General features: G+C 68.9%; 17 protein-coding genes and 1 pseudogene. 11 read left to right on the forward strand and 7 right to left on the reverse strand.

Features of this window, described 5'->3' with window-relative positions; all coding sequences use genetic code 11:
* Window positions 1-631: 631 nt before the first annotated feature.
* The 4 genes from FRADC12_RS32875 (at window position 632) to FRADC12_RS05965 (ending at window position 11,527) form a co-directional block, all read left to right on the forward strand.
* On the forward strand, window positions 632-7,471 hold the full coding sequence (locus tag FRADC12_RS32875; RefSeq protein ID WP_232303633.1) for a DNRLRE domain-containing protein: 6,840 nt from the start codon (window positions 632-634) through the stop codon (window positions 7,469-7,471).
* A gap of 361 nt (window positions 7,472-7,832) precedes the next feature.
* Window positions 7,833-8,609 (forward strand): hypothetical protein, encoded by a 777-nt coding sequence (locus FRADC12_RS05955; protein ID WP_157488723.1) that lies wholly within the window; start codon window positions 7,833-7,835, stop codon window positions 8,607-8,609.
* 1,069 nt (window positions 8,610-9,678) lie between these two features.
* Entirely contained in the window at window positions 9,679-10,029 is a 351-nt protein-coding gene (locus FRADC12_RS30960) for a hypothetical protein (RefSeq protein WP_157488725.1), read from the forward strand.
* Window positions 9,935-11,527: a hypothetical protein gene (locus tag FRADC12_RS05965; RefSeq protein ID WP_045875881.1), complete on the forward strand. Its 1,593-nt coding sequence runs from the start codon at window positions 9,935-9,937 to the stop codon at window positions 11,525-11,527. The genes FRADC12_RS30960 and FRADC12_RS05965 overlap by 95 nt, the downstream gene beginning before the upstream one ends.
* 9 nt (window positions 11,528-11,536) lie before the next feature.
* Here FRADC12_RS05965 and FRADC12_RS05970 read toward each other — a convergent pair whose 3' ends face one another.
* Both FRADC12_RS05970 and FRADC12_RS05975 read right to left on the reverse strand, forming a co-directional pair.
* Window positions 11,537-12,130 carry an NADPH-dependent F420 reductase gene (locus FRADC12_RS05970; protein ID WP_045875882.1) on the reverse strand — a complete coding sequence of 198 codons (594 nt, stop codon included), beginning with the start codon at window positions 12,128-12,130 and terminating at the stop codon, window positions 11,537-11,539.
* Between the two features lie 33 nt (window positions 12,131-12,163).
* The gene (locus tag FRADC12_RS05975) at window positions 12,164-12,898 is read right to left on the reverse strand and encodes an SDR family NAD(P)-dependent oxidoreductase (protein WP_045875883.1); all 735 of its coding nucleotides are present in this window, start codon (window positions 12,896-12,898) and stop codon (window positions 12,164-12,166) included.
* Between the two features lie 142 nt (window positions 12,899-13,040).
* On the opposite strand from FRADC12_RS05975, the gene FRADC12_RS05980 reads away from it, so the two are divergent.
* Both FRADC12_RS05980 and FRADC12_RS33760 read left to right on the forward strand, forming a co-directional pair.
* Window positions 13,041-13,652, forward strand: coding sequence for a TetR/AcrR family transcriptional regulator (locus FRADC12_RS05980; protein WP_045875884.1), 612 nt, complete (start codon window positions 13,041-13,043; stop codon window positions 13,650-13,652).
* Window positions 13,649-13,774, forward strand: a complete 126-nt coding sequence (locus FRADC12_RS33760) for a hypothetical protein (RefSeq protein WP_255355260.1) — start codon at window positions 13,649-13,651, stop codon at window positions 13,772-13,774. Before FRADC12_RS05980 ends, FRADC12_RS33760 begins: the two co-directional genes overlap by 4 nt.
* A gap of 112 nt (window positions 13,775-13,886) precedes the next feature.
* On the opposite strand, the pseudogene FRADC12_RS32880 reads toward FRADC12_RS33760, so the two are convergent.
* Window positions 13,887-14,057, reverse strand: a pseudogene (locus FRADC12_RS32880) (NAD-dependent epimerase/dehydratase family protein); the annotation flags it as partial.
* Window positions 14,058-14,109: 52 nt separating this feature from the next.
* Window positions 14,110-14,733: an NADPH-dependent F420 reductase gene (locus tag FRADC12_RS05985; RefSeq protein ID WP_045875885.1), complete on the reverse strand. Its 624-nt coding sequence runs from the start codon at window positions 14,731-14,733 to the stop codon at window positions 14,110-14,112.
* A 198-nt stretch (window positions 14,734-14,931) separates the two neighbouring features.
* Between FRADC12_RS05985 and FRADC12_RS05990 the strand changes: the two genes are divergently transcribed.
* Window positions 14,932-15,843 (forward strand): LysR family transcriptional regulator, encoded by a 912-nt coding sequence (locus FRADC12_RS05990; RefSeq protein WP_045875886.1) that lies wholly within the window; start codon window positions 14,932-14,934, stop codon window positions 15,841-15,843.
* Between the two features lie 158 nt (window positions 15,844-16,001).
* Here FRADC12_RS05990 and FRADC12_RS05995 read toward each other — a convergent pair whose 3' ends face one another.
* From FRADC12_RS05995 to FRADC12_RS06000, 3 genes are all read right to left on the reverse strand, one after another.
* Entirely contained in the window at window positions 16,002-16,223 is a 222-nt protein-coding gene (locus FRADC12_RS05995; RefSeq protein WP_045875887.1) for a hypothetical protein, read from the reverse strand.
* A 126-nt stretch (window positions 16,224-16,349) separates the two neighbouring features.
* The gene (locus FRADC12_RS32035) at window positions 16,350-16,517 is read right to left on the reverse strand and encodes a hypothetical protein (RefSeq protein ID WP_232303634.1); all 168 of its coding nucleotides are present in this window, start codon (window positions 16,515-16,517) and stop codon (window positions 16,350-16,352) included.
* 90 nt (window positions 16,518-16,607) lie between these two features.
* Entirely contained in the window at window positions 16,608-17,522 is a 915-nt protein-coding gene (locus tag FRADC12_RS06000; RefSeq protein ID WP_045875888.1) for a LysR family transcriptional regulator, read from the reverse strand.
* 143 nt (window positions 17,523-17,665) lie between these two features.
* On the opposite strand from FRADC12_RS06000, the gene FRADC12_RS34805 reads away from it, so the two are divergent.
* The 4 genes from FRADC12_RS34805 (at window position 17,666) to FRADC12_RS06015 (ending at window position 22,431) form a co-directional block, all read left to right on the forward strand.
* On the forward strand, window positions 17,666-17,737 hold the full coding sequence (locus tag FRADC12_RS34805; RefSeq protein ID WP_502685304.1) for a putative leader peptide: 72 nt from the start codon (window positions 17,666-17,668) through the stop codon (window positions 17,735-17,737).
* A gap of 225 nt (window positions 17,738-17,962) precedes the next feature.
* A complete protein-coding gene (locus FRADC12_RS06005; protein WP_045875889.1) occupies window positions 17,963-19,342 on the forward strand; it encodes an LLM class flavin-dependent oxidoreductase in 1,380 nt (459 codons plus the stop codon).
* A 9-nt stretch (window positions 19,343-19,351) separates the two neighbouring features.
* The gene (locus tag FRADC12_RS06010; RefSeq protein WP_084010479.1) at window positions 19,352-20,797 is read left to right on the forward strand and encodes an NtaA/DmoA family FMN-dependent monooxygenase; all 1,446 of its coding nucleotides are present in this window, start codon (window positions 19,352-19,354) and stop codon (window positions 20,795-20,797) included.
* A complete protein-coding gene (locus FRADC12_RS06015) occupies window positions 20,794-22,431 on the forward strand; it encodes an ABC transporter substrate-binding protein (RefSeq protein WP_045875890.1) in 1,638 nt (545 codons plus the stop codon). The genes FRADC12_RS06010 and FRADC12_RS06015 overlap by 4 nt, the downstream gene beginning before the upstream one ends.
* Window position 22,432: the final 1 nt, after the last annotated feature.

Below are 22,432 nucleotides of genomic sequence, written 5' to 3' on the forward strand. Positions count from 1 at the left end.
ATTGTTGGGTCTCCAAGAGAGTAGCTGTCGCGCTCTCACTTTCGTTGCTGGTACCGCCCCCCCGCTTGACCCCGTTTCTGCTGGGTCGCCTGCCGGCGGCTTCCTACCGCTGGCGATGTCGGTGGTTAGGAAATTTGTTCGCGGGCGACAGCAGTACCACACCTTCTCTGCTCCGCGCTAGATGCTTCGTCACGGATGACGTCTATCTACTCGGTAGTAGATAACTCGGGCGCGTGCCGCCGGGGGGCTATGTGACGGCCACGTTAACAGAAATTGTGTGACGTGGATCATATTATGTACGGATAGTGACCGCAGGAAGGCCTCACGTCGCGACAGAGTGCCGGTTCTAATGGCGCACGGGCCGTCGGAGACCTGCGTGTTTGGTCCGGGGTTGGTGGTGGTTGGGTTGCTGGCCATCGTTCGGCTTCTACTTTCCGTGGCGAGCTAGTTGATCATTTGGTGGGGCTCGTCCTTGCGCTGACTCCTATTGGTCCTTCATTTTCGGTGGTCCCATCGCGGTCACCGGAGTTCGCGTCTGGTTTCCGTGCTGGCTTTGTCCTGTGCCCTTCTTGCTGGTTTCGGGATCGGAGTCGGTGTGTTGGCGACCCTGTTGGTGCGTCGGGTGTGGTCCGTGCGCGTTCTGGTGGTGCTGCTGGCGACCGCTCTGGTGTCGACGGCGGTCGCGTCCGTACCGGCGCTGCGGTCCCCGGCGCGGGCGGTCACGCCGCCGGCCGCCGACCAGGGGCCGGCGGAGCGGCCGGACCTGGTCTCGGCGCAGCTGACGGCGCGAGCGCAGAAACGCCGCATCGAGGTGACCGGCCTGCGGACCGAGTCGACGACGGCGTACGTGAACCCCGACGGGACGATGACCGTCGACTCCTACTCGGGCATCCGGCGCGTGCGAGCTGGGGACGGCTGGGCGGACGTCGACACGACCCTGGTGGTCGCCGACGGCAAGGTGACGCCGAAGGTGACCAAGGCGGGCATCGTCCTGTCGGCGGGCAGCCAGTCCGCCGGTGACGTCGCGACGCTCATCGACGGAGACCGGACCGTCGCCTTCGGCTGGGCGTCGGCGTTGCCGGCGCCGGTGCTGAAGGACAACACCGCCACGTACAAGGGCGTCGCCGCGGACACTGACCTGGTCGTGACGGTGACCGCGACCGGTTACGACCTGCAGATCGTCGCCTACACGCCCGCCGCCGCCCAGGCCGCGTTGCGGGTGCCGATGCGGCTGCACGGGGTCACGGCGTCACGGACCCCGGGTGGGGAGACGCAGCTGTCCGCGGGCGGGAAGGTGACGGCCCGGTCGCCGGCGCCGCTGATGTGGGACGCGCACGTCGACCCGACGAGCAGGCAGCCGACGGCGACGAGGACGGTGGACGCGACCCTGGACACCGCCAAGGCGGACGCGCCGACGCTGACGCTGAAGCCCGACAAGACGTGGCTGACGGACAAGGCGCGGCAGTACCCGGTGACGATCGACCCAGCGGCGACGCTCGCGGACAACCTCGACACCGACGTGAACAGCGCCAACCCGACGACGAACTACGACACGTATTCGCAGCTGCGCCTGGGCAACCTCAACGGCAACTCGGTGAACCGCTCGTTCCTGCGTTTCGACGACTCGGCGATCAAGGGCAAGCACGTCACGTCGGCGGTGCTGAACCTGTGGCAGGGCGGCTCGCAGACGTGCACGGTCGAGCCGATGGTCGTCGAGGGCTCCGGCCTGATGGGCCCCGGCACGACCTGGAACAGCCAGCCGACCGCCGACGGCGTCGTCTGGGGCTCGGGGACGTTCAACAACGGCGGCTCGTGCACCGGCTCGGGCGGGACGAACATCGACATCACCGGGCTGGTTTCGGCGTGGTCGAGCAACGGCTTCGCCTCGCCGGAGGCGCTGACGATGCGGGCGTCGAACGAGTCGGACACCAACCAGTTCAAGTGGTTCTACTCGGGCGACACGATTCTCGCGCCGCACATCTCCGTCACCTACAACTCCTACCCGGCGACGGTCTCGGGCCGGTCGACGGCGCCCTGTCTGGCGCCGTGCGCCGTCAGCCCGTCCCCGGTGCTGACGAACACGACGACGCCCACGCTCTACGGCGGGTCGTACGACCCCGACGGCACGGCGGTCCGGGTCGACTTCGAGGTCTGGAACGCGAACGCCACCACCGACATCGCGAACGGATCCGTCTCCAACATCGCGGCGAACAGCACCGGCGCGTGGACCGTGCCATCGGGCCTGCTCGCGAACGGCGGGTCGTATGAGTGGCGGGCCCGCGGGTTCGACGGGACGGACTACTCGAAGGCCTGGTCGACGTGGATCCCGTTCGCCGTCGACACGACCGCCCCGGCCGCGCCGTCGGCCGTCAGCTCGACGGTCTGGCCGTCCGGCGGCTGGGGCTCGGCGACGTCCGGCACCTTCACCTGGACCTCACCCGGCGGCGACACCAAGTCGTTCCTGTATGGCCTGGACCAGCCGTCGCCGTCCACCGAGACGACCTCGACCACCACGGCCACCCTCGGGCCGACACCCGGTCTGCACAAGTTCTACGTGCGTACCAAGGACACGTCGGGCAACCTGTCGTCGGTCGTCTCGTACAGCTTCGGCGTGGGCACCGGCGCGCTAGCGCAGCCGGACGAAGGCGCGCGGATCCAGCGGTACACCACGCTCGAGGGCCAGGCACCGTCGAGCCAGGTGTCGGTGCGCTACCAGTACCACTGGGGCTCCAACACGTCGACCACCTGGGTGGACATCCCGACCTCCGACGTCGTCATCGCGGGGACCTCGACGCACCCCACGGCCTGGCCGGTGGCCCGCAACGGCTCGGCCCTGTTCGACAAGCTGACGTGGGACCTCGGCACCACGATGGCGAACTACTCGGTCCCGGACGGCGCGGACCAGATCCGCGCCTGCTTCACGGACTCGTCCTCGACGGTGTCGTGCACCCCGGCCCGCACGGTGCAGTACTCCCGCCGCGCGTTCGCCGACGCGGACGCGACCGCACCGGTCGGCCCCGGGACGGTGGCGCTGCTGACCGGTGACTTCGCGGTCTCCGCCACCGACGTGTCCATGCCCACCTACACCGGCAGCCTGACCGTCGGCCGTACGGACACGACACTGTCGAGTGCCGGTGGACTGGTTGTCGACCCGTCGTCGCCGGCGGCGGTCGGCTGGGCCGGCAACGGCTGCACCGCGGCCGGCAACGCGGTGACGGCGTCGTTCACCGCGCCGGCGAACGCGCTGCTGCTCGCGTTCGGTGACACCGCGTCCAACGCCTCGGGCGCGAGCAACGGGCCGTCGCTCTCGGACTCCGGTGGCCTGACCTGGACCCAGATCGGCAGCTCCGGCGCGAGCGCGACCAAGGACGAGGCCGTCGCCTGGTGGGCGAAGACGACCGGGTCCTCGGCGCGCACGGTGACGCTGCACGCGTCGAACAACGTGTGCACGAAGTTCCTCAAGGTCATCGTGCTGACCGGCGCCAACCTGATCAACCCGATCGCCGCGACGAACATCGGTCCCGCGACGACGGCGGAGGGCGTGCTCAACCAGTCCGTCACGTCGACGACGGCCGGGTCGATGGCGTTCGCGGCCGTGGCCGACTGGAACGCCGCGGGCACCCCGACACCTGGCACCGGCGTCACGCTGGCCGGTAGCTACTCCCAGTTCGACGCGACCGGGGCGGCCCTGTACCGGACCGCGCCGTCGACGACGTTCGGCCAGACGATGACGATCTCCACCACGGCGCCGACGACGGCGACGAACTCGTGGGTCATGTTCGAGGTCCGGCCCGCCGTCGCCGCGACGACACCCGCCGCGACCGGGGTGTTCGGCCCCGGCTGGACGGCGTCCATGCCGGGCCCGGACGCCGGCCGCGCCGACGAGTCCCTGGCCGACTTCACCGACTCCCAGGGCTACGTGACCCTGACCGACGAGACCGGGGTCCAGGACGTCTACCTCCGGTCCGGCACCGGCGCCTACCCGTACGCCTACACCGGTGTCGGTGACTCCGGGTCGGACGGGTCGAAGCTGGTCAAGAACTCGGCGACCCAGTTCACCGCGACCGACGACGACGGCACCCAGACGGTCTACCAGGCGGTGACCGTCAACGGCGCCACGACCTGGCCGGTCGCCAGCGTGGTCGAGCCCGGTTCGGGTACCACCTCGTCCTTCACCACGGACTCCGCCGGCCGGACCACGCGTATCCTCGCGCCGGTCCCGGCCGGCATCACGTGCATCACTCTGGTCGCCGGGTGCCGCGCACTGACGCTGACCTACGCGTCCTCGACGACCGCGACCGGCACCACCCAGGCGACCTGGGGCGACTACGTCGGCCGGCTGACCGCGATAGCGATGTCGCTCAACGGCAACCCGGCGGTCACGGTCGCCCAGTACGCCTACGACTCGAACGGCCTGCTGCGTTCCGCCAAGGATCCCCGGACCGGGCTCGCGACCACCTACGGCTACGACAGCCTGAACCGCCTGACGACGGTCACACCGCCCGGCCAGGCGACCTGGACCATGGCCTACGACGGCAGCGGTCGGCTGCTGACGGCGTCCCGGCCGACCCCGGTCGGCGCGACCGCGACCCAGACGGTCGCTTACGACATCCCCGTCACCGGCACCGGCGCGCCCATCGACCTGTCCTCCGGCCAGGCCGCGAACTGGGCCCAGACCGACCTGCCGATCTACGGCGCGGGCGTCTTCGCGGCCGACCACGTGCCCGCCTCGCCGCCCACCGCCACGGACTGGCCCTACGCGTCCCTGACCTACCTGGACACGGACGGCCGAGCGGTCAACGCGGCGAGCTACGGCAACAACGCCTGGCAGATCAGCACGACGGAACACGACGCCAACGGCAACGTCGTCCGCTCTCTGTCCGCGGAGAACCGCGACCAGGCGCTGAGCCCCACCGCCGACACGGACCCGTCGGTAGCCGCGCTCACGACCTCGGCCGCCCGCTCGCAGTTGGTGGACGACCAGACGGTCTACTCGTCGGACGGCGTGCTCGTCACCGACACCTACGGCCCGACGCACCCGATCATCGACAACAGCGGCGGCCGGTACTCCGCCCGCGAGCATGTCCACACCGACTACGACCAGGGCGCCCCGTCCGCACCCGACCCCTACCGCCTGCCTACCACGGTCACGACGACAGCCCGGACGCTCACCGGAACGGACGTCGACCCCCGCAAGACCGTGAACGGCTATGAGGCCAAGACCGGGGCCGACCCGTCGACCTCCGGCTGGACCCTGCGCAAGCCCACCACCGTGACGACCTGGATGGGCGGCGGCACCACCCCCGACATCGTCAAGACGACCTACTACAACGCCGCCGGCAACGTCGTCGAGAGCCGCCAGCCCAAGGCGAACAACACCGGCACCGACGCCTACACCACCCTCACCACGTACTACACGGCGACTGGGACGGGTAGCTGCGTCAACGCCTCGTGGACCGGCCTGGCCTGCACCTCCGGTCCGGCCGCCCAGCCCAGCACCGGCAACCCGCTGCCCGTGACCACCAACACTTACAACGATCTCGCCGAGCCGCTGACGTCGACCGACAGCGTCACCGTCTCGGGCACGACGACGACTCGGACGACGACCGACACCTACGACAGCGCGGGCCGAAAGACCTCCGAGGCGATCGCCGCGAGCCCCGCGGCCAACGGCGGTACTGCCCTTCCGACCGCCACTTACGGCTTCGATCCCGCGACCGGTCTGGCAACGACCACAACCGCCAGCGGAATCACGCTGACCACGGGCTATGACTCCTGGGGTCGGGTCACGTCGCAAACGGATGCCGATGGCAACTCGGCCTCGAGTAGCTATGACATCGACGGTCGGGTGGCGACCTCGTCCGACGGGAAGGGTACCTACACTTACACGTATGACGGAGTCGCGGGAGAACACCGCGGCCTGGTCACCTCCCTCAACGTCGGCGCCGGCTCCGCCCCGTCCACCTTCTCCGCCACCTACAACGGCGACGGAAGCATGACGACGGAGACCTATCCAAGCGGTCTGGTCGCGAAGACCCGGTACGACAACTCCGGCGATGCCAACGCGCTGACCTACACCATGGGCACCACTCCTTGGATGACGTTCGCGCAGGCCAACTCGATCTACGGCCAGGTTCGGCTCGACAGCACGCCACAGGGTGGCAGAACTCTTGGCTATGACCCCTCCGGCCGGCTGGCGTCGGTCGCGGATACCGCCAGCTTCGGCAGCGGGACGGCCCTGTGCAGCACTCGTGTCTATGCCTACGACGCCGAGTCCAACCGCGCCTCGCTGACGAGCTACCCCGACGCAGGGGGCAGTGACACCGGCACCTGCTCGACCAGCACGTCACCCACCGGTTTCGGTTTCGGCTACGACCAGGCCGACCGCCTCACCAACAGCGGCTACACCTACGACCTGTTCGGCCGGACCACCACCGACCCCTACCCACCCAACGGCACGTCGGCCACGATTGGCTACTACGTCAACGACCAGGTCGCGTCCGAGACAGTGGGCTCCACGACCCGCACCTACGCGACCGACCCGGCCCGGCGCATCCGCTCCTGGACCGACGGCAGCTCGACCTCGATCAACCACTACACATCTTCGTCCGGGGACGATCCCGCCTGGATCGGGACCGGGACCGCCTGGACCCGCAACATTGTCGGCATCGACGGCAGCCTGGCCGCCAGCCAGGACAACGCCGGCACCGTCACCCTGCAGCTGGCCAACCTGCACGGCGACATCGTCGCCACGGTGGCGGACTCGACCAGCGCGACGTCACTGGCCAGCTACGCGGACAACACCGAGTTCGGGCTGCCGTACTTCACCTCCGCGGCCTACCCCACCTACGGCTGGCTCGGCGGCAAGCAGCGCTCCCGCAACACCCTCTCCGGCCTCACCCTCATGGGCGTCCGCCTCTACGACCCCGACCTCGGCCGCTTCCTCCAGACCGACCCCGTCCCCGGCGGCTCCGCCAACGCCTACGACTACTGCAACGCCGACCCCATCAACTGCACCGACGTAGACGGACAATGGCCCCACCTTCGGAAGATGTGGAAGAAGCTTCAAAAGGCCGGCCTAAATCTTGCGAACAATAAGCTGATCACGCTCTGCACGAACTTTGCACCAGGGCAGCTTGGCATGGCGTGCGGATTGACGCAGGTCATCGGCTACTCACTTAACGGTCAGTTTAGGAACGCTGCTGGCGTCGGTTTGGGAATGGCGGTTGGAGCGGGGGTCGGTGCGGCCATCGATCGTTATGGAATGGCTGTCCTCGCGCGTCGGGTAGTTCGACCTCGGAGCGTCCGAGCTCCCAGGCTCAGTCGTGTGGAAAGGTTTGCGGTGGCGGCCTACCGGCGGACCAAGGGCAGGCCGTGGTCGTATCCTAAGTACGTGGCGGGCGTCTCATCGGCCAACACAACGGCGACCTACGTCAGTGGAAGCCGTGCCTCGTGGGATCCGTATTGGTGACCATGGGTTCCTGCGATGCACGAAGGAAATTTAATCCAGCAAACCCCAATTGCAGCCGTCGCGACGAGGATCTCCTAAATGCCAATTGATACCCCAGCCGCTGCTCCCCGTTTTGTGCGACCGTGATCGGAGGGGTTCGGTGATCAAGTCGCCTGTTCGCGCCACGAACCTGTCCGATGGTAGGCGCCTCCTGCTCGGTGTGCTCGTGGCCGTGGGAGGTCTTGGGCTGGCGCTGGGGTGGCTGCGGTCCGACTACGTCTTCGCGCACAGAGGCGTTTCGACGATCGCTGAGGTCGTCAAACCCGGCGTGGGGCGTGGTCCGAGCACTGTTCGTTTCACGACGGGCGACGGTCGAGTGATCGTGACGGAGCTCGATGCGCCAACGGACGTTCCGGTCGGCGGTCGGCTACGGATCGTGTACAACCGAGGCAACCCCTATGCGGTACATGGCGGGAACAACGTTCCTTACTACGTTGGGCCTGCGGCAGCCGGTGCTGCCGCGCTCGGGATCGGGGCCTTCTTCGTCGGGACCTTCGTGCGACGGCGTCGGCGGTTCCCCGGCTGGAGCCCGATGTCCCTCGCCGAAGCCACGGAGCTGTTCACCAGGTGGCCGGGACCGTGGTGGATCGCGGGTGACCGCGCTGTCGACCGCGGGCTGGCCCGCGCTGCGGCCGGGCCGGACATGACCATCCTCGTGACCGTGCCCAAGGCAGGGATGTTGCAGGCACTACTGCCAGGCTGGGAGATCTGGTCCTACAGCAGCTGGCCGCGCCGGCACCGGCCGACCGACGACCTCAGCCGTACAGGGACTGACGAACTGTGGGCCCGGCAGGCCGACCGGCAGCCGTGGCAGCTGCGCATCCTGCTCGCCGACGTCGACCAGGATGCTTGGAAGCCTCGTTGGGACGCCCAGTCACCTATCCCACTCGCCGATCTGAGCCAGGCCGGCACGGACCCGGTCAAATTCCTGATCCCTGAACTGGCGCTCTACTGGCAGGTCGTCGCCGCCCGCCGACCGTGGACCTCCCAGAAGATCATCGACGCGGTCGCCTTGTTGAGCAAGTCGCAGCGGGAAAAGCTACGTCAGACCCTGAACGACGGCGGCCATGCCGACGCCGCGCGCCGCGTCCTCGGCTGAGGCAGCGCGTCACCCGCCCCCTGCCGGCGAGTAGTTCTCGGCCGGTCAGGTAGCTGGTGCCGTTGTCGTGAAGCTGATCGTCGGCGGCGGCCAGCCCCGCACAACAGAGCCCGCGCATGTCCGATCGGTGTGATAGGAACAGAACAGTTGCATACAACCTACACTGATCTTCTGGTAGCGCCCGTCAGCGGACCCGCTGATCGTTGTTTTCGGCCTGTGGTGGCCGTGAATCGGTCCTGATGGGCCAAGACTCCTCTCCGCCATCGAGCGAGAGCGGCGGGGAGTGGGACGAGCCGGGGACATCGAGGCCCTCAATGTTGCGCTGGACCCAGCCTGGCCCCTCGTCGGAGTCTCGGTCCTGATCGTCGTGATCGGCGTTTATCTGCTGTCGGTCGTGGCGCTGGGCAGTCACACGGCGGCACCGATAGGGCCAGTGGAAATGGCGCAAGCACATCACCTGGAAGAGAGTGGCGTTCGCGGCAGGTATCGCCTCGTTCGGGGTCTGCGTCGTCGCATCCGCGGGTGCCTGCGCCGGCGTCGGGATCATCGCGGCCGGTCTGTCGGCGACAGCAAAACCAATGGGAAGCTCAACAAGACCTGGGTCAAGAGCTTCGCGCTCAACGCCACGATAAACACCGCAGGGGCGGCAGCCGGATGGGCGCTTGGTGCCGGGAGACTGGGCGGAGTCGGTGTGAGGGCTTCGGCGCATGGTCGTGCCACGCTCCTTTTCAAGTTCCTCGGCCACACTAGCGGAGGCAGGTTGATGCGCGCGAACCCCAAGATCATATATCAGCGGTCTGCGCAGGCCGCGGCGGGATTGGGGTACTGCTGGGAGACGCGGTCCTGCCCCCAATGCCAGTGAGCGGAGCTTGATCGCGTTTGCGGAGTGGTCTGGCTGGGTCTTGACCGGCGGTCACGGTGGGTGACGGTCGAGGGGTGGGGTGGCCGCGGGTGGCCGGGTGGTGTGACACGCCCGGCTGAACGGGGAACGTCCGGGTTGCGGCGATGTGGGTGGATCTCCGGGTAGAGATCGGGTGTCGAATCCATTTTCCCTGGCCCGGAGTCCGCTGTGTCTTTCTACTCTGTCGTGGCGTCGGTCGTGCTGCCTGGGGTGGCTGGCGGGCTTGCCGGTGCGGGGCTGGTCGCGTTGCGTGCCGGGGACGTGGCGGTGGGGCGGGCGCGGACGGCGGGGCGGCGCGGGGGTGGGCAGGCGCCGGTGGCGGAGCGGCGGTCGTTGCTGACGCTGGCGGACGGGGCGCGGCCGGTCGGGCAGGGCGATGACATCGTCATCTACCGGCCTGTGCTGCGCGGTGTCGCGAGGACGTATGACGACGGCCAGATCCGGCTGGTCGAGCCGGGCGGCGGACTTCGTGCGTCTCGGGCTGCTGGAGGCCGAGATCGACCGGCTGCTCGGTCCTGACGCGATCAACAGGCTGGTCGGTGAGCTCGCCGCGGGGAACGACGCCCCGGCGGCCGGCCCGGCCCTGGCCGCCGACGAGGTGGCCGGTGGGCAGGAGGGGGATACGGCGCGGGTGTTGACCCGGCCGGTGCTCGCGCGGGCGCTGATTCTGGGGATGGTCATGGCGGACACGTCGTGGGATGACGTGCTGGCGGCCCTGTTCGGTGAGCTGGCGGAGGTGCCGTTCACCGCGTGTGGTGCGGTCCCGGCGGGGTCGGGGTTCTCGAGGGCGCGGCGCGCCCTGCCCGGCGCGGTGCTCGACGAGCTGTGTGCCCGGCTGCTCGCCGCGGTGCGTGGCGAGTTGTCCGGCACCGACGGCGCGCAGGCGCTGACGGCGGGGAGCTTCCGCCTCGCCGGGTTCGACGGGACACTGGTCCGGCTGCCCGACACCGCGGACAACCGGGCGTTGTTCGGGGCGGGCACCGACCCGGCGCCGTACCCGCATGTGCGGCTCCTGCTCGACAACGATGCCGGGACGAAGGCGCCGCTCGCCTACGCCTACGGCCCGTCGAGCGGGGCGAAGGACGTCGGCGAGCAGGCCCTGCTCGAGCAGGTCGCCGAGGCGCCCGGGCTGCGCCGGCCTGGCCTGCTGCATATCGGTGATCGCAACTTTCCCGGCGCCGACCGGCTGGAGCGCCTCGCCGCGGACGGGATGAAGCTGCTCGTGCGGCTGCCCGGCGGGATCACCGTGCGCCGGGTCGGGGACTGGCTGCCCGACGGGTCGTTCCTCGCTGACCTCGGTGCCGAGAAGGTCCTGGCCGGCTGGCGGGTCGTGGAGTACGACGTGTTCGCGGGCGGGGTCCACACCGGTGAGACGTTCGCGGTGGCCACCAACGTCACCGACCCCGCCGCGCTGTCCGCCGCGCAGGCCGCCGACGCCTACCACGCCCGCTGGGGCGCCACGGAGACCCCGCTGCGCGAGCAGAAAGCGGCCCTCCACCGCTCCGGGCCGGGCAGCGGCCCGATGCTGCGCGCGACCGACCCGTTCGAGGCCGCCCAGGAGATCCCCGCCTGGATCCTCGCCACCAGCCTCATCCGGGCCCTACAGCGCACCGTCGCCGCCCAGGCCACCCCCGCGGCCCGTGGCGCCCACGCCGGCCAGCCCGTCCTCGTGCGCGCGCTGTCCTACAAGGCGGCCCGGCACGCGGCCCTCCGCCACCTCGGCTGCGCGACCGCGGGCCTCCCCGACGAGATCATCCAGACCCGGCAGCGGCAGGCCCTCCACACCCTCGGTCGCCGCCGCCACACCCTCGGCCGCGGCCGCACCCGCGACCGCGCCGCCAAGAGCGCCTCCGACTTCCCGACCGCCCGCCCCGGCATCACCACCCGCAAGGTCACCTACACGGTCCGGATCTGCGGGCCGATCCGCAACCAGACGCCCGCCACGCTCTCACTGATCACCAACGGTGATCACATCACCGACAGCGACCACATGCCGGAACAAGCCAAGGCCGCCTGACAGACGCGATCAAGCACCAGTCACTGGCATTGGGTTGGCGAGGCCCACCGTGACCACGCCCGCTCCTTCCAGCCAGTGCGCCATTTTCAGGCCGCCGACGTCCAGCGGGCGCAGCCCGAGGCTCTCGATGAACGCCTCCACACTTGCCTTGGCCTGCGCATTATCGCCAGCGAGGAAGACGTCGGGCTGGCCCTTCTCCAGGACATGACGGAAGATGGTGTTGAACGCCTTCACCACGCTGGCGCTGGCCGGGGCCGCCTTGGCGACTGCCTGCGCGATCGAGGTCTCCTCGCGGTGGGCTAGCCCGTCGAACGTGGAATTGAAGGGATTGCTGATGTCGACGATAACCTTGCCCGCGAGAGCGTCTCCGTACTGGGCGACGACCGGCACGACGCCGTCGTACAACAGGGCCACGATGACGATGTCCCCGGCCGGGGCGGTTCCCCATTCTCCCGTCGTGGCGCCGCCGCCGAGAGCCTTGGCCAGGTCAGCGGCCTTGGACTGATCGCGGCCCATGACCTCGACCGTGTTGCCGCCCGCTACCGCCCGCGCACCGATGGTGCGGGCCATGTTCCCGGTGCCGATGATGCTGATGCTGCTCATCAGATGTCCTGCCACGGTTGTGTGTTGTTCGGTTCAGATGGCGGTGGTGCCGCCGTCGGCGACAAGTTCCATGCCGTTGACGTAGCTGGAGTCGTCGGAGGCGAGGAAGAGGGCGGCGGTGGCGATTTCGTCAGGGCGGCCCATCTGGCCGCGGGGTATGAGGGACTCGAACTGGCGCTTGGTGGCCTCGTCGAAGAGTTCTTCCTGCTTGGCGGTGGCGACCTGGCCGGGGGTCAGGACGTTGACGCGGATGCGGCGGTCCTTGAGCTCGTTGAGCCAGACGCGGGCCCAGGCCTGCTGGACGGCCTTGCTGCCGGCGTAGACGCTCCAGCCGGGGAAGGCGCCGAGGGAGGCGTTGGAGCCGGTCATGAGGATGGAGCCGCCGTCGTTGAAGAGCGGGAGGGCCTTCTGGACGGTGAACAGGGTGCCGCGGGCGTTGAGCCAGAATGCCGCGTGGAAGTGGGCCTCGGTGATCTCGCCGAGCGGGGCGGGCTCGCCGCCGCCGGCGCTGGCCCACAGCACGTCGAGACTGCCCTTCTCCCGCTTGACGGTGTCGTACAGGCGGTCCAGGTCATCCAGGTCGGCGGCGTCGCCCTGGACGCCGGTGACGTTGCGGCCGATCTGCTTCACGGCCTCGTCCAGGGCGTCCTGGCGGCGGCCGGTGATGAAGACGTGCGCTCCCTCGTCGACGAACAGCTTCGCGCCGGCCAGCGCCAGGCCGGTCGTGCCGCCGGTGATGACCGCCACCTTGCCGTCAAGCTTTCCCATAGTCGCTCCTTGGTCGGTGGTGCCGTATGCACATGGAGTGACGGTGTTATGTACACCGCTCGGTGTGCTTACCGTACCGGGAGGGCGAGCGGGACGCAAACTATGTACACCGATCGTTACCCGACCGGGGTATCGTGGCCCCATGACGGAGTTGGAGAAGGGCCCCAACGGCCGCCGCCGGGGCCGGGGCGCCCGCGAGCGCATCCTGGGCGCGTCCCAGCAACTGTTCCGCGAGCAGGGCATCAACCGCACCGGCATGGACCAGCTGTGCGCGGCGGCCCAGGTGTCCAAGCGCACGGCCTACCAGCACTTCACCGGCAAGGACGAACTCGTCGCCGAGTATCTGCGCCGGTTCGACCCCTCCGTTCTGTCCGGCGTGTTCGACCGCACCGACCTCACGCCCCGCGAACGGCTCCTCGCCGCCTTCGACATCCCCCCCACCACCCCCCTGTGCCCCTACATCGCCGCCGCCGTCGAACTCCACGACCCCCAGCACCCCGCATCCCAGTACGCACACGACTACAAGAAAGCCGTCGCCGCGCGGCTCGCCGACACCGCCCGCGAGGCCGGCGCCGCCGACCCTGAACAGCTCGGCGAGCAGCTCGCGCTGCTCATCGACGGCGCCGCGGCCCGCACCCGGGTCCTCAACGCCGACGCCTTCCCGACCGCCGCCGCCATCGCCGCCGTCCTCATCGACAACGCCATCCCCGCCACAGCCAGCGACGACCAACGACGGGAGGAAATGTCAAGTTGACTTGGCACTCCGCGGCCCGGCCGGACGCGCTGCCGGTCGGGCGGCTGCACCCGCCGGTACACGACACCAGCCACACCCGGCACCTGGGCTGGCTTTTACGGAACTGGCTGCCCGCCTGCTGAAGGCAGCAGCAGGCCCCGCCGGGGAGACCGGCGACCCCCCGAGGACCCAGGTACCACATGCCCTGTGCGCGACGTGGATAACGCCGTCGGAGTCCGCGGCCGCCTCCTTGAGCCCGTCGAGATCCTCGAGGTCGCCGCGACGCACCTTCGCGCCATGCGCGGACAGCGCCGCCGCGGCCGTGTCCGACCGGGCCAGGCCGGTGACCTCGTGCCCGGCGGCGATGAGCTCGGGGATGATGTACGAACCGGAATGGCCGGTCCCGCCAGTGACGAAAACGCGCATGCTGCTGCTCCTTGTCAGTGATGTGGCGCGAGAAGTGGTGGTGCGGGTGTGATCAGCTGAGACTGCTGACGCCGAGGGAGAAGTTGAAGTCCCCCACGCCGTGGCGGGCCAGGCTGATCATCAGCAGGCCCGCCCCTTCCAGCCAGTGCGCCATCTCCAGGCCTCCGGCATCCAGGGGTCGCAACCCAAGGCTCTCGATGAACGCCGATACGCTCGCCTTGGCCCACGCGTCGTCGCCGGCGAAGAGCACGTCCAGCGGGCGGCCCGGGGCCAGTACGTGGCCGAAGACGGTGTTGAACGCCTTCACGACGTGCGCGCTCGCCGGGGCGGCCTTGGCGATCTCCTGCGCGGCGGAAGTGCCGTCGGGGCTAACCAGCCCGGTGGCGTCGGCGTTAATGGGGTTGGTGATGTCGATGATGACCTTGCCGACGAGCGCGTTCCCGTACTGGGCGACGACCGGCACGGCGCTGGCGTTCGGCACGGCGAGGATGACGATGTCGCCGGCTGGGGCAGTGCCGAACGTCCCGACCGTGGCGCCGCCACCGAGCGCGGCGGCCAAGTCCTTGGCCTTGGCCGCGTCGCGACCGACGACCTCGACGGCATTGCCGCCCTCGACCGCGCGGGCGCCTATGGCGCGGGCCATGCCCCCCAGGCCGATAATGCTGATGCTGCTCATCGAGTGCCTGCTTTCTGGAGCTGGATAGCTGGACAGAACGCCACGCCCATCCGGTTGTTGTAACGGTGGTGTCGTCGACGCCCTTGAATGACGCAATGAACGGCGCTCAATTCCACGGTGCCACTGGCCTAAGCAGGTGTCCAAGACCTCTTTCAGCCGTTGCGATACCCTGAAGGCATCGCCGGACCGGGAGGCTCCATGGATCTGGACCTGCGCAAGTTGCGCTACTTCGTCGCCGTCGCCGACACGCTGCACTTCGGCCGCGCCGCCGATGAGCTGCACATCGCGCAGCCGGTGCTCAGTCGGCAGATCCGCGCGCTGGAACAGGATCTCGGCACTCCGCTGTTCACGAGGGACAGCCACGGCGTGGTGCTGACCGACGCCGGCAGGCAGTTGCTGACCGACGCTGGCCCGCTGCTGGCCTCCGCGCACGCGGTCCGCCGCCGGGTGACCGTGGCCGCACGCGGCAGCCAGCGCCTGACGGTCGGTTTCCGGGCCGGCATCCCGGTCATCCCGGCGGCGCGGGCGTTCGAGGCCCGGCACCCGGACGTGGTCGTGGACGTGCAGCGGATCGAATGGGACGACCAGGCCCCGATGCTGCTCGACGGCCGCATTGACGTCGGCTATGTGCGGCTGCCCATCGACGAGACCGGCCTGCGCGTCACCCCGCTGTACACCGAGCCGCGGGTGGCGGTGCTGCCCGCCGGCCACCGGTTGGCCGGCAAGGAGGAGATCACTGAGGCCGACCTGGCCGGCGAGCCGCTGGTCTGGCATGCCGACCCGAGCACGCAGCCCACCAGGCGCCCGCACCCTAACGCCGGGTACCTGGTGCGCGGGGTGGACGAGACGCTCGAGCATGTTGCGGCCGGCCGGGGCATCTCGTTCCTGGCCCGTTCGGCGACCGTGTTCTACTCACATCCGGACGTCGTCTATGTGCCCATCCCGGATCTGGCGCCCGACCAGGTGTGCCTCGCGGTGGCAGCATCGCACATCTCGCCTGTGGTCGACGACTTCTTCACCGCGGCTCAGGCGACAGCCGAGATCACGGCGGAATGTGGTAACTATGAAATGTGGCAGCTTGGAAGCGGTGCCGTTTCAAAGAACGCTTGAGCAGCCCGGCTGACAACAGCAGCGCCAACAGAGGGCACGCGGCCACAGCAATGGCGAGGCATTGAGCTCCAAGAACTCGAAGTACACGGCCAGCGCCGCCGCCTGCCCCGTGTCATCCGCGTCGGCGGCGGCGAGGAGAGGTCCGGTGTCCCGGACGATCACTGGGGGTCGCGTCCCAGCTCGTCGCGGAGGATCTCGCTCGAACGCGCGGCAAGATCACCTTTACCGCTGGACAGTGCTCCCACGAAGTCGGGTAGCGGCCACTCGTCGCCACCGTCCTCGGTCGGCGCGCTCTCGCGCACGATCGCGAGGATCGGCGCGACCTGTGACTCAGGCAACTGGTCGATCAGTCTGCGGAGCTCGTCGCGCTCGATGCTCACAGACCACAGGATACGACCAGTGCCATCGACCCTGTTGAGATCCGCTACGCCGCGAAACGTTCCGCCGTCCCTGCGTGAGCAGGTCCTGGTCGGACAGACCGACGGTCCGACCAGGACCGCGACCGATCAGTCGAAGGCCAGCATGGAGAGGGTTTCGGCGGCGCCCGGGTTGGAGACCTTGCGGCCGATGTAGGTGCTCAGCGTCATCGACGGGTTGCCGTGACCGAGGACGTCGGCGATCTGGCGAGGAGAGTGGCCCTCTACGGATTGACTGACCCCCCGCCTTGATGCCACTGCGGGCGGAGGCGCATGCGGAGTGGACAACCGGCCGGCGCGGCGCTTCCCCGAAGGGCGCACCGGGAGCACCTGAGCGCGGGCCGCGGGCTAGACGCTGGCCGACGTCGCTGGCCGACGGGCCTGCGCCAACAGGTGCGCGAGCAGGTCGCGGACCACGACGGAAACTCTGGCCTGGCGCCGGTGGAGCGCGACCATCGTGACCGTCGTCGGCTCGTCCGCGATCGGTCTGGCCGTGATGAGCCCCGCGCGCTCCAAGGGGTCGCCGATGACGCTGTAGTCAGGCAGGACCGTGAGGCCGATCCCTTCGGCGACCATCATCTTGCCCATCTCCGCCCCGTCGGTGGAGTGCCACTCGGCCGGCAGCCGGGATCCGAAGAGCCTGTGCGCGAACCGATACATGATGTAGCCGGCGCGCATCGCGACGAAGCGTTCGCCCCTCAGATCGTCGACGGTCACCTCGTCTGCCTGGGCGAGCGAATGCCCAGCTGGGATCACCGCGATCGGCCTGCCGCTGAGCAGGTGCGTGAACTCCAGCCCCGGCGGGACGTCGTCACCGTCGAGGAGGTTCACAAGACCCAGGTCGAGCACGCCGTCCGCAAGGCTGGTCTCGATCTCGTCCTGCCGCAGGCTCAGGATCTCCACCGTCGATCCCGGATGCTGCGACTGGAAGGCACGGACCGCCGGCAGCAACAGCGACGCGGTGCCCGCATTCACGGTCCCGATCCTGAGCAGGCGGCGGGTGGCGAGCTGGTCACCGGCCGCGGCCCTGAGCCGGTCGACCGACTCCAGCACGTCGACGATCGGCGCCAGGAGCTCCCGCCCGGCGACGCTGATCCGGGAACCCGAACGGCGCCGGTCGAGCAAGGTGACGCCGAGCTCGCGCTCCAGTTTGCTGATCGCCTCACTGAGCGCGGGTTGCGAGACATGCAGCTGCTCGCTCGCGCGCCGCAGCGAGCCGAACCTGGTAACGGCGGCGATGTACTCGAGCTGCTCGATACGCACGTGCTACTCCTGATCGGGGAAGCCGAGGGTGCGATAGCCAACTCCTGCCAGCGGACACCTGCCAACGCGGGGCGACTAAGTCTATCGTCTTGGTTGACAACGCGTCGCGACAGCGCGCGCCGCAGTGCGGAGAGGAGATCGCCATGGGCTTGACCGAGCTGGCCACCCGTCGGCACGTCGATCTTCTCCGTACTGCCAGCTGTCTGTGTCGGTGACCTGACCGGCGATTCCGGGACCTCGCCAAGATCCCCTCTGTTTCCGCTGCGCCATCCGTCCGCCACGTATGGCGCGCGACGAACGGCCAGGGTCACACCGCCCAGCTGACTGCTCGGCCCAGCCCACCTTCTCGGTCGCTCAGCGTCACCCCTGACGCCTGAGGCCTTGCGCCCGGCCGCCCGCCGAAGCCTCATGTCTCCGGCACCCTTCCCGTGGAGAGCTGCATGTCACACGCGCCCCGTCCGCTGCACTTCGCGGCTTTTGTGATGAACACGACCGGCCACATCATCCAGGGCACCTGGCGTAGACCAACCGCCCGGCAGACCGACTTCAACAGCCTCGACCACTGGGTCGATCTGGCCAGGACCCTGGAACGCGGCACGTTCGACGCGATCTTCTTCGCGGACGTGGTCGGCCTCTACGCCCCCTACCGCGGCGACGAGCGCAAGTACGTCGAGGCCGGGCTTCAGGTGCCCAGCAACGATCCCTCCGTCCTGGCCAGCGCGATCGCCTATGCCACCGAGCACCTCGGCATCGCTTTCACCGCGTCGATCCTCCAGGAGCACCCGTTCAACTTCGCCCGCCGGATTTCCACGCTTGATCACGCGAGCAAGGGCCGTATCGCGTGGAACATCGTCACCAACTACCTTCCCAACGCCTCTCGCAACTTCGGGCTCGAGGGACTCACCAAGCACGACGAGCGGTACGCGTGGGCGGACGAGTACGTCGACGTCACCTACAAGCTCTGGGAGGGGTCCTGGGAGGACGACGCGCTCATCCAGGACCGCCAGACCGGCGTCCACGCCGACTTCAACAAGGTTCACAAGATCAACCACAGGGGCCCGCGCTACCAGGTCGAGGGCCCGCACCTGACCAGTCCGTCGCCGCAGCGGACGCCGCTGCTGTTCCAGGCCGGCGCCTCCGAGGCGGGCCGGACGTTCGCGGCGAAGAATGCCGAGGCCGTCTTCATCGCGTCGCCCAGCCTCGACGCCGCGGCCCGTGACACAGCCGATATCCGCGCCCGTGCGGTCACCTACGGACGGCGCGCGGACGACCTCAAGTTCTTCCAGGGGCTGTATGTCGTGCCGGCCGCCACCGAGGAGGAAGCCAGGCGCAAGGCCGCTGAGCTCGACGAATGGATCGACTACGACGCCCAGCTCGCGCACATGTCCGGGGCGGTCGGCATCGACTTCGGTTTCGAGGACCTGGACACCCCGGTCGGCGAGCTGAAGACCGAGGGCGTGCAGAGCATCGTCGGCTGGATCAAGGACCTGGTAACGGACCGGCAGCCGACACTGCGCGATGTCGCCCATTACACGGCGACTAACAGCCGCATCGTCGGAACTCCCGAGCAGATCGCCGGCCAGCTCGCGCTCTGGCAGGCGGCCGGTGTCGACGGCATCAACCTCGTCAACGCCGAGATTCCCGGCACGTACGAGGAGTTCGTCGACCACGTGATCCCCGTCCTGCGGGACCGCGGGCTCGCGCAGCGCGAATACGCGGACGGAACGCTGCGCCACAAGCTGTTCAGCCAGGGGAACCGGCTGCCCGAGCGCCATCCCGCCACTCGCTACCGCGGCGCGTTCGCGCCCCAGCCCGCCTGAGCGCCGGCGATGGCCGAGAAGAAGCGCCTCATTCTCAACCTCTTCGAGATGAACTGCGTCAGCCACATCACACACGGTCTGTGGCGGCTTCCGGACAACAACCGGGAACGGTTCAACGACATCGAGTATTGGACCGAGCTGGCGAAACTGCTGGAGTCCGGCGGCTTCGACGCCGTGTTCCTCGCCGACGTCATCGGCACCTACGACGTCTTCCGGGGCGGCGCGGGCACCTCCGTCCGCGAAGGCCTGCATATCCCGAACAACGATCCATCGCTCGTGGTCCCGGCCATGGCGGCCGTGACCAGGCACCTGGGCTTCGGCATCACGTTCTCGACGACGTACGAGCCGCCTTTCGCGTGGGCTCGCCGGCTGAGCACCCTCGATCACCTCACCAAGGGCCGGGTCGGCTGGAACATCGTGACCTCATACCTCCCGAACGCGGCCCGCAACTTCGGGCTGGACGGGGAGATCGACCACGACACCCGCTTCGAGATCGCCGACGAGTACCTCGACGTGCTCTACAAGCTGTGGGAGGGCTCCTGGGATGACGACGCGATCGTCTCGGACCGGGAGAACGGCACCTTCGCGGATCCGGAGAAGATCCGGCCGATCGATCACGACGGGAAGTACTTCAAGGTCGAGGGCCCGCAGCTGCCCGCCCCAAGCCGGCAGCGGACCCCGGTCCTGTTCACCGCGACCGCGTCGGCGGCGGGCACCGCGTTCGCCGGCAAGCACGCCGAGCTCGTCTTCACCGGCGGTCCGAGCGCGGACTTCGTCCGGACGACCATCGAGAACGTCCGCGCCGCCGCGGTCGCGGCGGGCCGCAAGGCGGACGACGTCCGTTTCGTCGCGATCGGTGCAGTGATCGTCGGACGGACAGACGATGAGGCCCAGGCCAAGCTCGCCGCGTACGAGCGGCTCACCAGCGTCGAGGGGTATCTCGCGCACGCCAGCCTTCCGTTCGACCCGACGGCGTACCCGCCGGAGACCAAGATCAAGGACGTCGCCGACGGCGACGGGGGCATCGGGCGCTGGCGGGCGTTCGACCCGGAGCAGAGCGTCGGGGAGCTGCTCGCCGGTTTCAGCGACATCGGCCGCGGGCCGTTCTTCACCGTCGGCACCCCCGAGAAGGTCGCGGACGCGATCGAGTCGTGGCTCGACGACGTCGGCATCGACGGCATCAACCTGCTCCAGTACCACTCGTACGACACCGCCAGGGACTTCATCGAGCTCGTCGTACCCGTGCTGCGCGCCCGCGGCCGGCTGCGGGCCAGCTACGACGAGGACGAGTCCCTGCGCGACCGGATCTTCGGCGACGGGGACCGGCTTCCCGACCGCCACTTCGGCGCCCGCTATCGCGGTGGCGCGCACCTTCCGATCACCGAGCGGCGCGCCGCGCCGACCGGGCCCACCATCCCAACCGACAACTCCACCGCAAGGAAGAGACAGCGATGAATCGAATCTGGCGAGCACGACGCGCCGCGCTGCCAGCGGCCAGTGCCGCCCTGTTGGGCGCAGTGATCGCGGGCTGCGGCGGCAGCGCGGCCACGTCCGCGGGTGGGTCCCCCGTCAAGGGCGGAACGATCGTCTACGGTCACGAGCAGGAGCCGCCGTGCCTGGCCGGCGGGTGGGTCCAGCAGGCCTACCTCGACCGCAACATCCTCGACTCGATCGTCACCGAGGCCGACGACGGCTCGATCAAGCCCTGGCTGGCGGACAGCTGGACGATCTCCGCGGACCGGCTGACCTACACCTTCACCCTCAAGCCCGGGGTCAAGTTCACCGACGGGACACCGCTGGACGCCCAGGCCATCGCCGACAACTTCGCCTACTGGGAGAAGGGTGGCAACAGCACCGCCCAGGTCTCCATCGACCCGTATTTCAAGTCGGCCACGGCGATCGACGCCACGCACCTCGCGGTGACGCTCAACAAGCCGTACCTGCCGCTCCTCACGATGCTGTCGCAGGCCTACTTCGGTATTCAGTCGCCGACCGCGCTCAAGCGCGGCGACGCCGTGAACTGCGATGACCCGATCGGCTCGGGCGCGTTCAAGGTCAAGGAATGGAAGCACGGCCAGGAGGTCATCCTCGTCAAGAACCCGAACTACACGTCCTGGCCGGCGACCGCGAAGCACAAGGGACCGGCCATCGTCGACGAGGTCGACTGGAAGTTCCTGCCGGACCCGGTGCAGCGCTACGCCGCCCTGACGACCGGCGAGGCCAACGTCATCTACGACGTTCCAACGGTGAACTGGAAGGCTGCCCAGGCGCAGTTCGGCGTGCAGCAGTACATCACGCCCGGCAAGCCCGTCTCGGTCTATCTCAACACCAGCAGAGGCGTGTTCACCGACAAGCTCGTGCGGCAGGCGTTCGCCTACGGCGCCGACCGCAAGTCCGCGGTGCAGGCCGGGTTCCACGGCGTGATCCCGTACGAGGGCAACCCGTCGGTCAGCCAGGCGACTCCCGGGTACGACGCCGAAACGGCCACGCAGTACGCCTACGACCCGGCGAAGGCCGGGCAGCTGCTGGACCAGGCCGGCTGGACCCAGCGCAACGGCCAGGGCTACCGGACCAAGGACGGCAAGGAGCTCGACGTTACCTTCGCCTACCCGGCGGGCTCGGTGTTCACCAGCGAGGGCGCCACGGTGCTGCAGGACCTGCAGCAGGAGTGGAAGCAGGTCGGGTTCAACGTCAAGCTCGTCCCGGAAACCCAGGCCGAGACGTTCGCCGGCAAGTTCAGCAAGCCGGACAGCTACGACGCCCAGCCCTGGTACTGGACCAGCCCGAGCCCGGCGATCCTCTGGATCGTCTGGCGGCCCAGCACGGCCGACAACCCGAACTACAACAACTCCTCCTTCTACAACAACGACCAGCTGTCGACCGTGATCCAGCAGGGCAACAGCGCGCCCGACACCTCGACCGCCAACGGGTACTACGCCCAGGCCCAGGGGATCATCCAGGACAACGCGGCCGCGGTCGGCCTCTACACCCAGACCACCTCGATCGCGGCCGCGAAGAACCTGCGGGACGTCTGGCTCGAGAAGAGCCAGGGCGAGCCGGTCTTCGAGGACGCCTACTTCACGAAGTGAG

Origin of the sequence: Pseudofrankia sp. DC12 (assembly GCF_000966285.1) — a bacterium.
Classification (GTDB): Bacteria; Actinomycetota; Actinomycetes; order Frankiales; family Frankiaceae; genus Pseudofrankia.

Coding starts and splice junctions, on each gene's coding strand:
- FRADC12_RS05965 (WP_045875881.1), top strand. CDS start 9,935: ATGACGACGGCCAGATCCGGCTGGTCGAGCCGGGCGGCGGACTTCGTG.
- FRADC12_RS05970 (WP_045875882.1), bottom strand. CDS start 12,130: ATGAGCAGCATCAGCATCATCGGCACCGGGAACATGGCCCGCACCATC.
- FRADC12_RS05975 (WP_045875883.1), bottom strand. CDS start 12,898: ATGGGAAAGCTTGACGGCAAGGTGGCGGTCATCACCGGCGGCACGACC.
- FRADC12_RS05980 (WP_045875884.1), top strand. CDS start 13,041: ATGACGGAGTTGGAGAAGGGCCCCAACGGCCGCCGCCGGGGCCGGGGC.
- FRADC12_RS05985 (WP_045875885.1), bottom strand. CDS start 14,733: ATGAGCAGCATCAGCATTATCGGCCTGGGGGGCATGGCCCGCGCCATA.
- FRADC12_RS05990 (WP_045875886.1), top strand. CDS start 14,932: ATGGATCTGGACCTGCGCAAGTTGCGCTACTTCGTCGCCGTCGCCGAC.
- FRADC12_RS06005 (WP_045875889.1), top strand. CDS start 17,963: ATGTCACACGCGCCCCGTCCGCTGCACTTCGCGGCTTTTGTGATGAAC.
- FRADC12_RS06010 (WP_084010479.1), top strand. CDS start 19,352: ATGGCCGAGAAGAAGCGCCTCATTCTCAACCTCTTCGAGATGAACTGC.
- FRADC12_RS06015 (WP_045875890.1), top strand. CDS start 20,794: ATGAATCGAATCTGGCGAGCACGACGCGCCGCGCTGCCAGCGGCCAGT.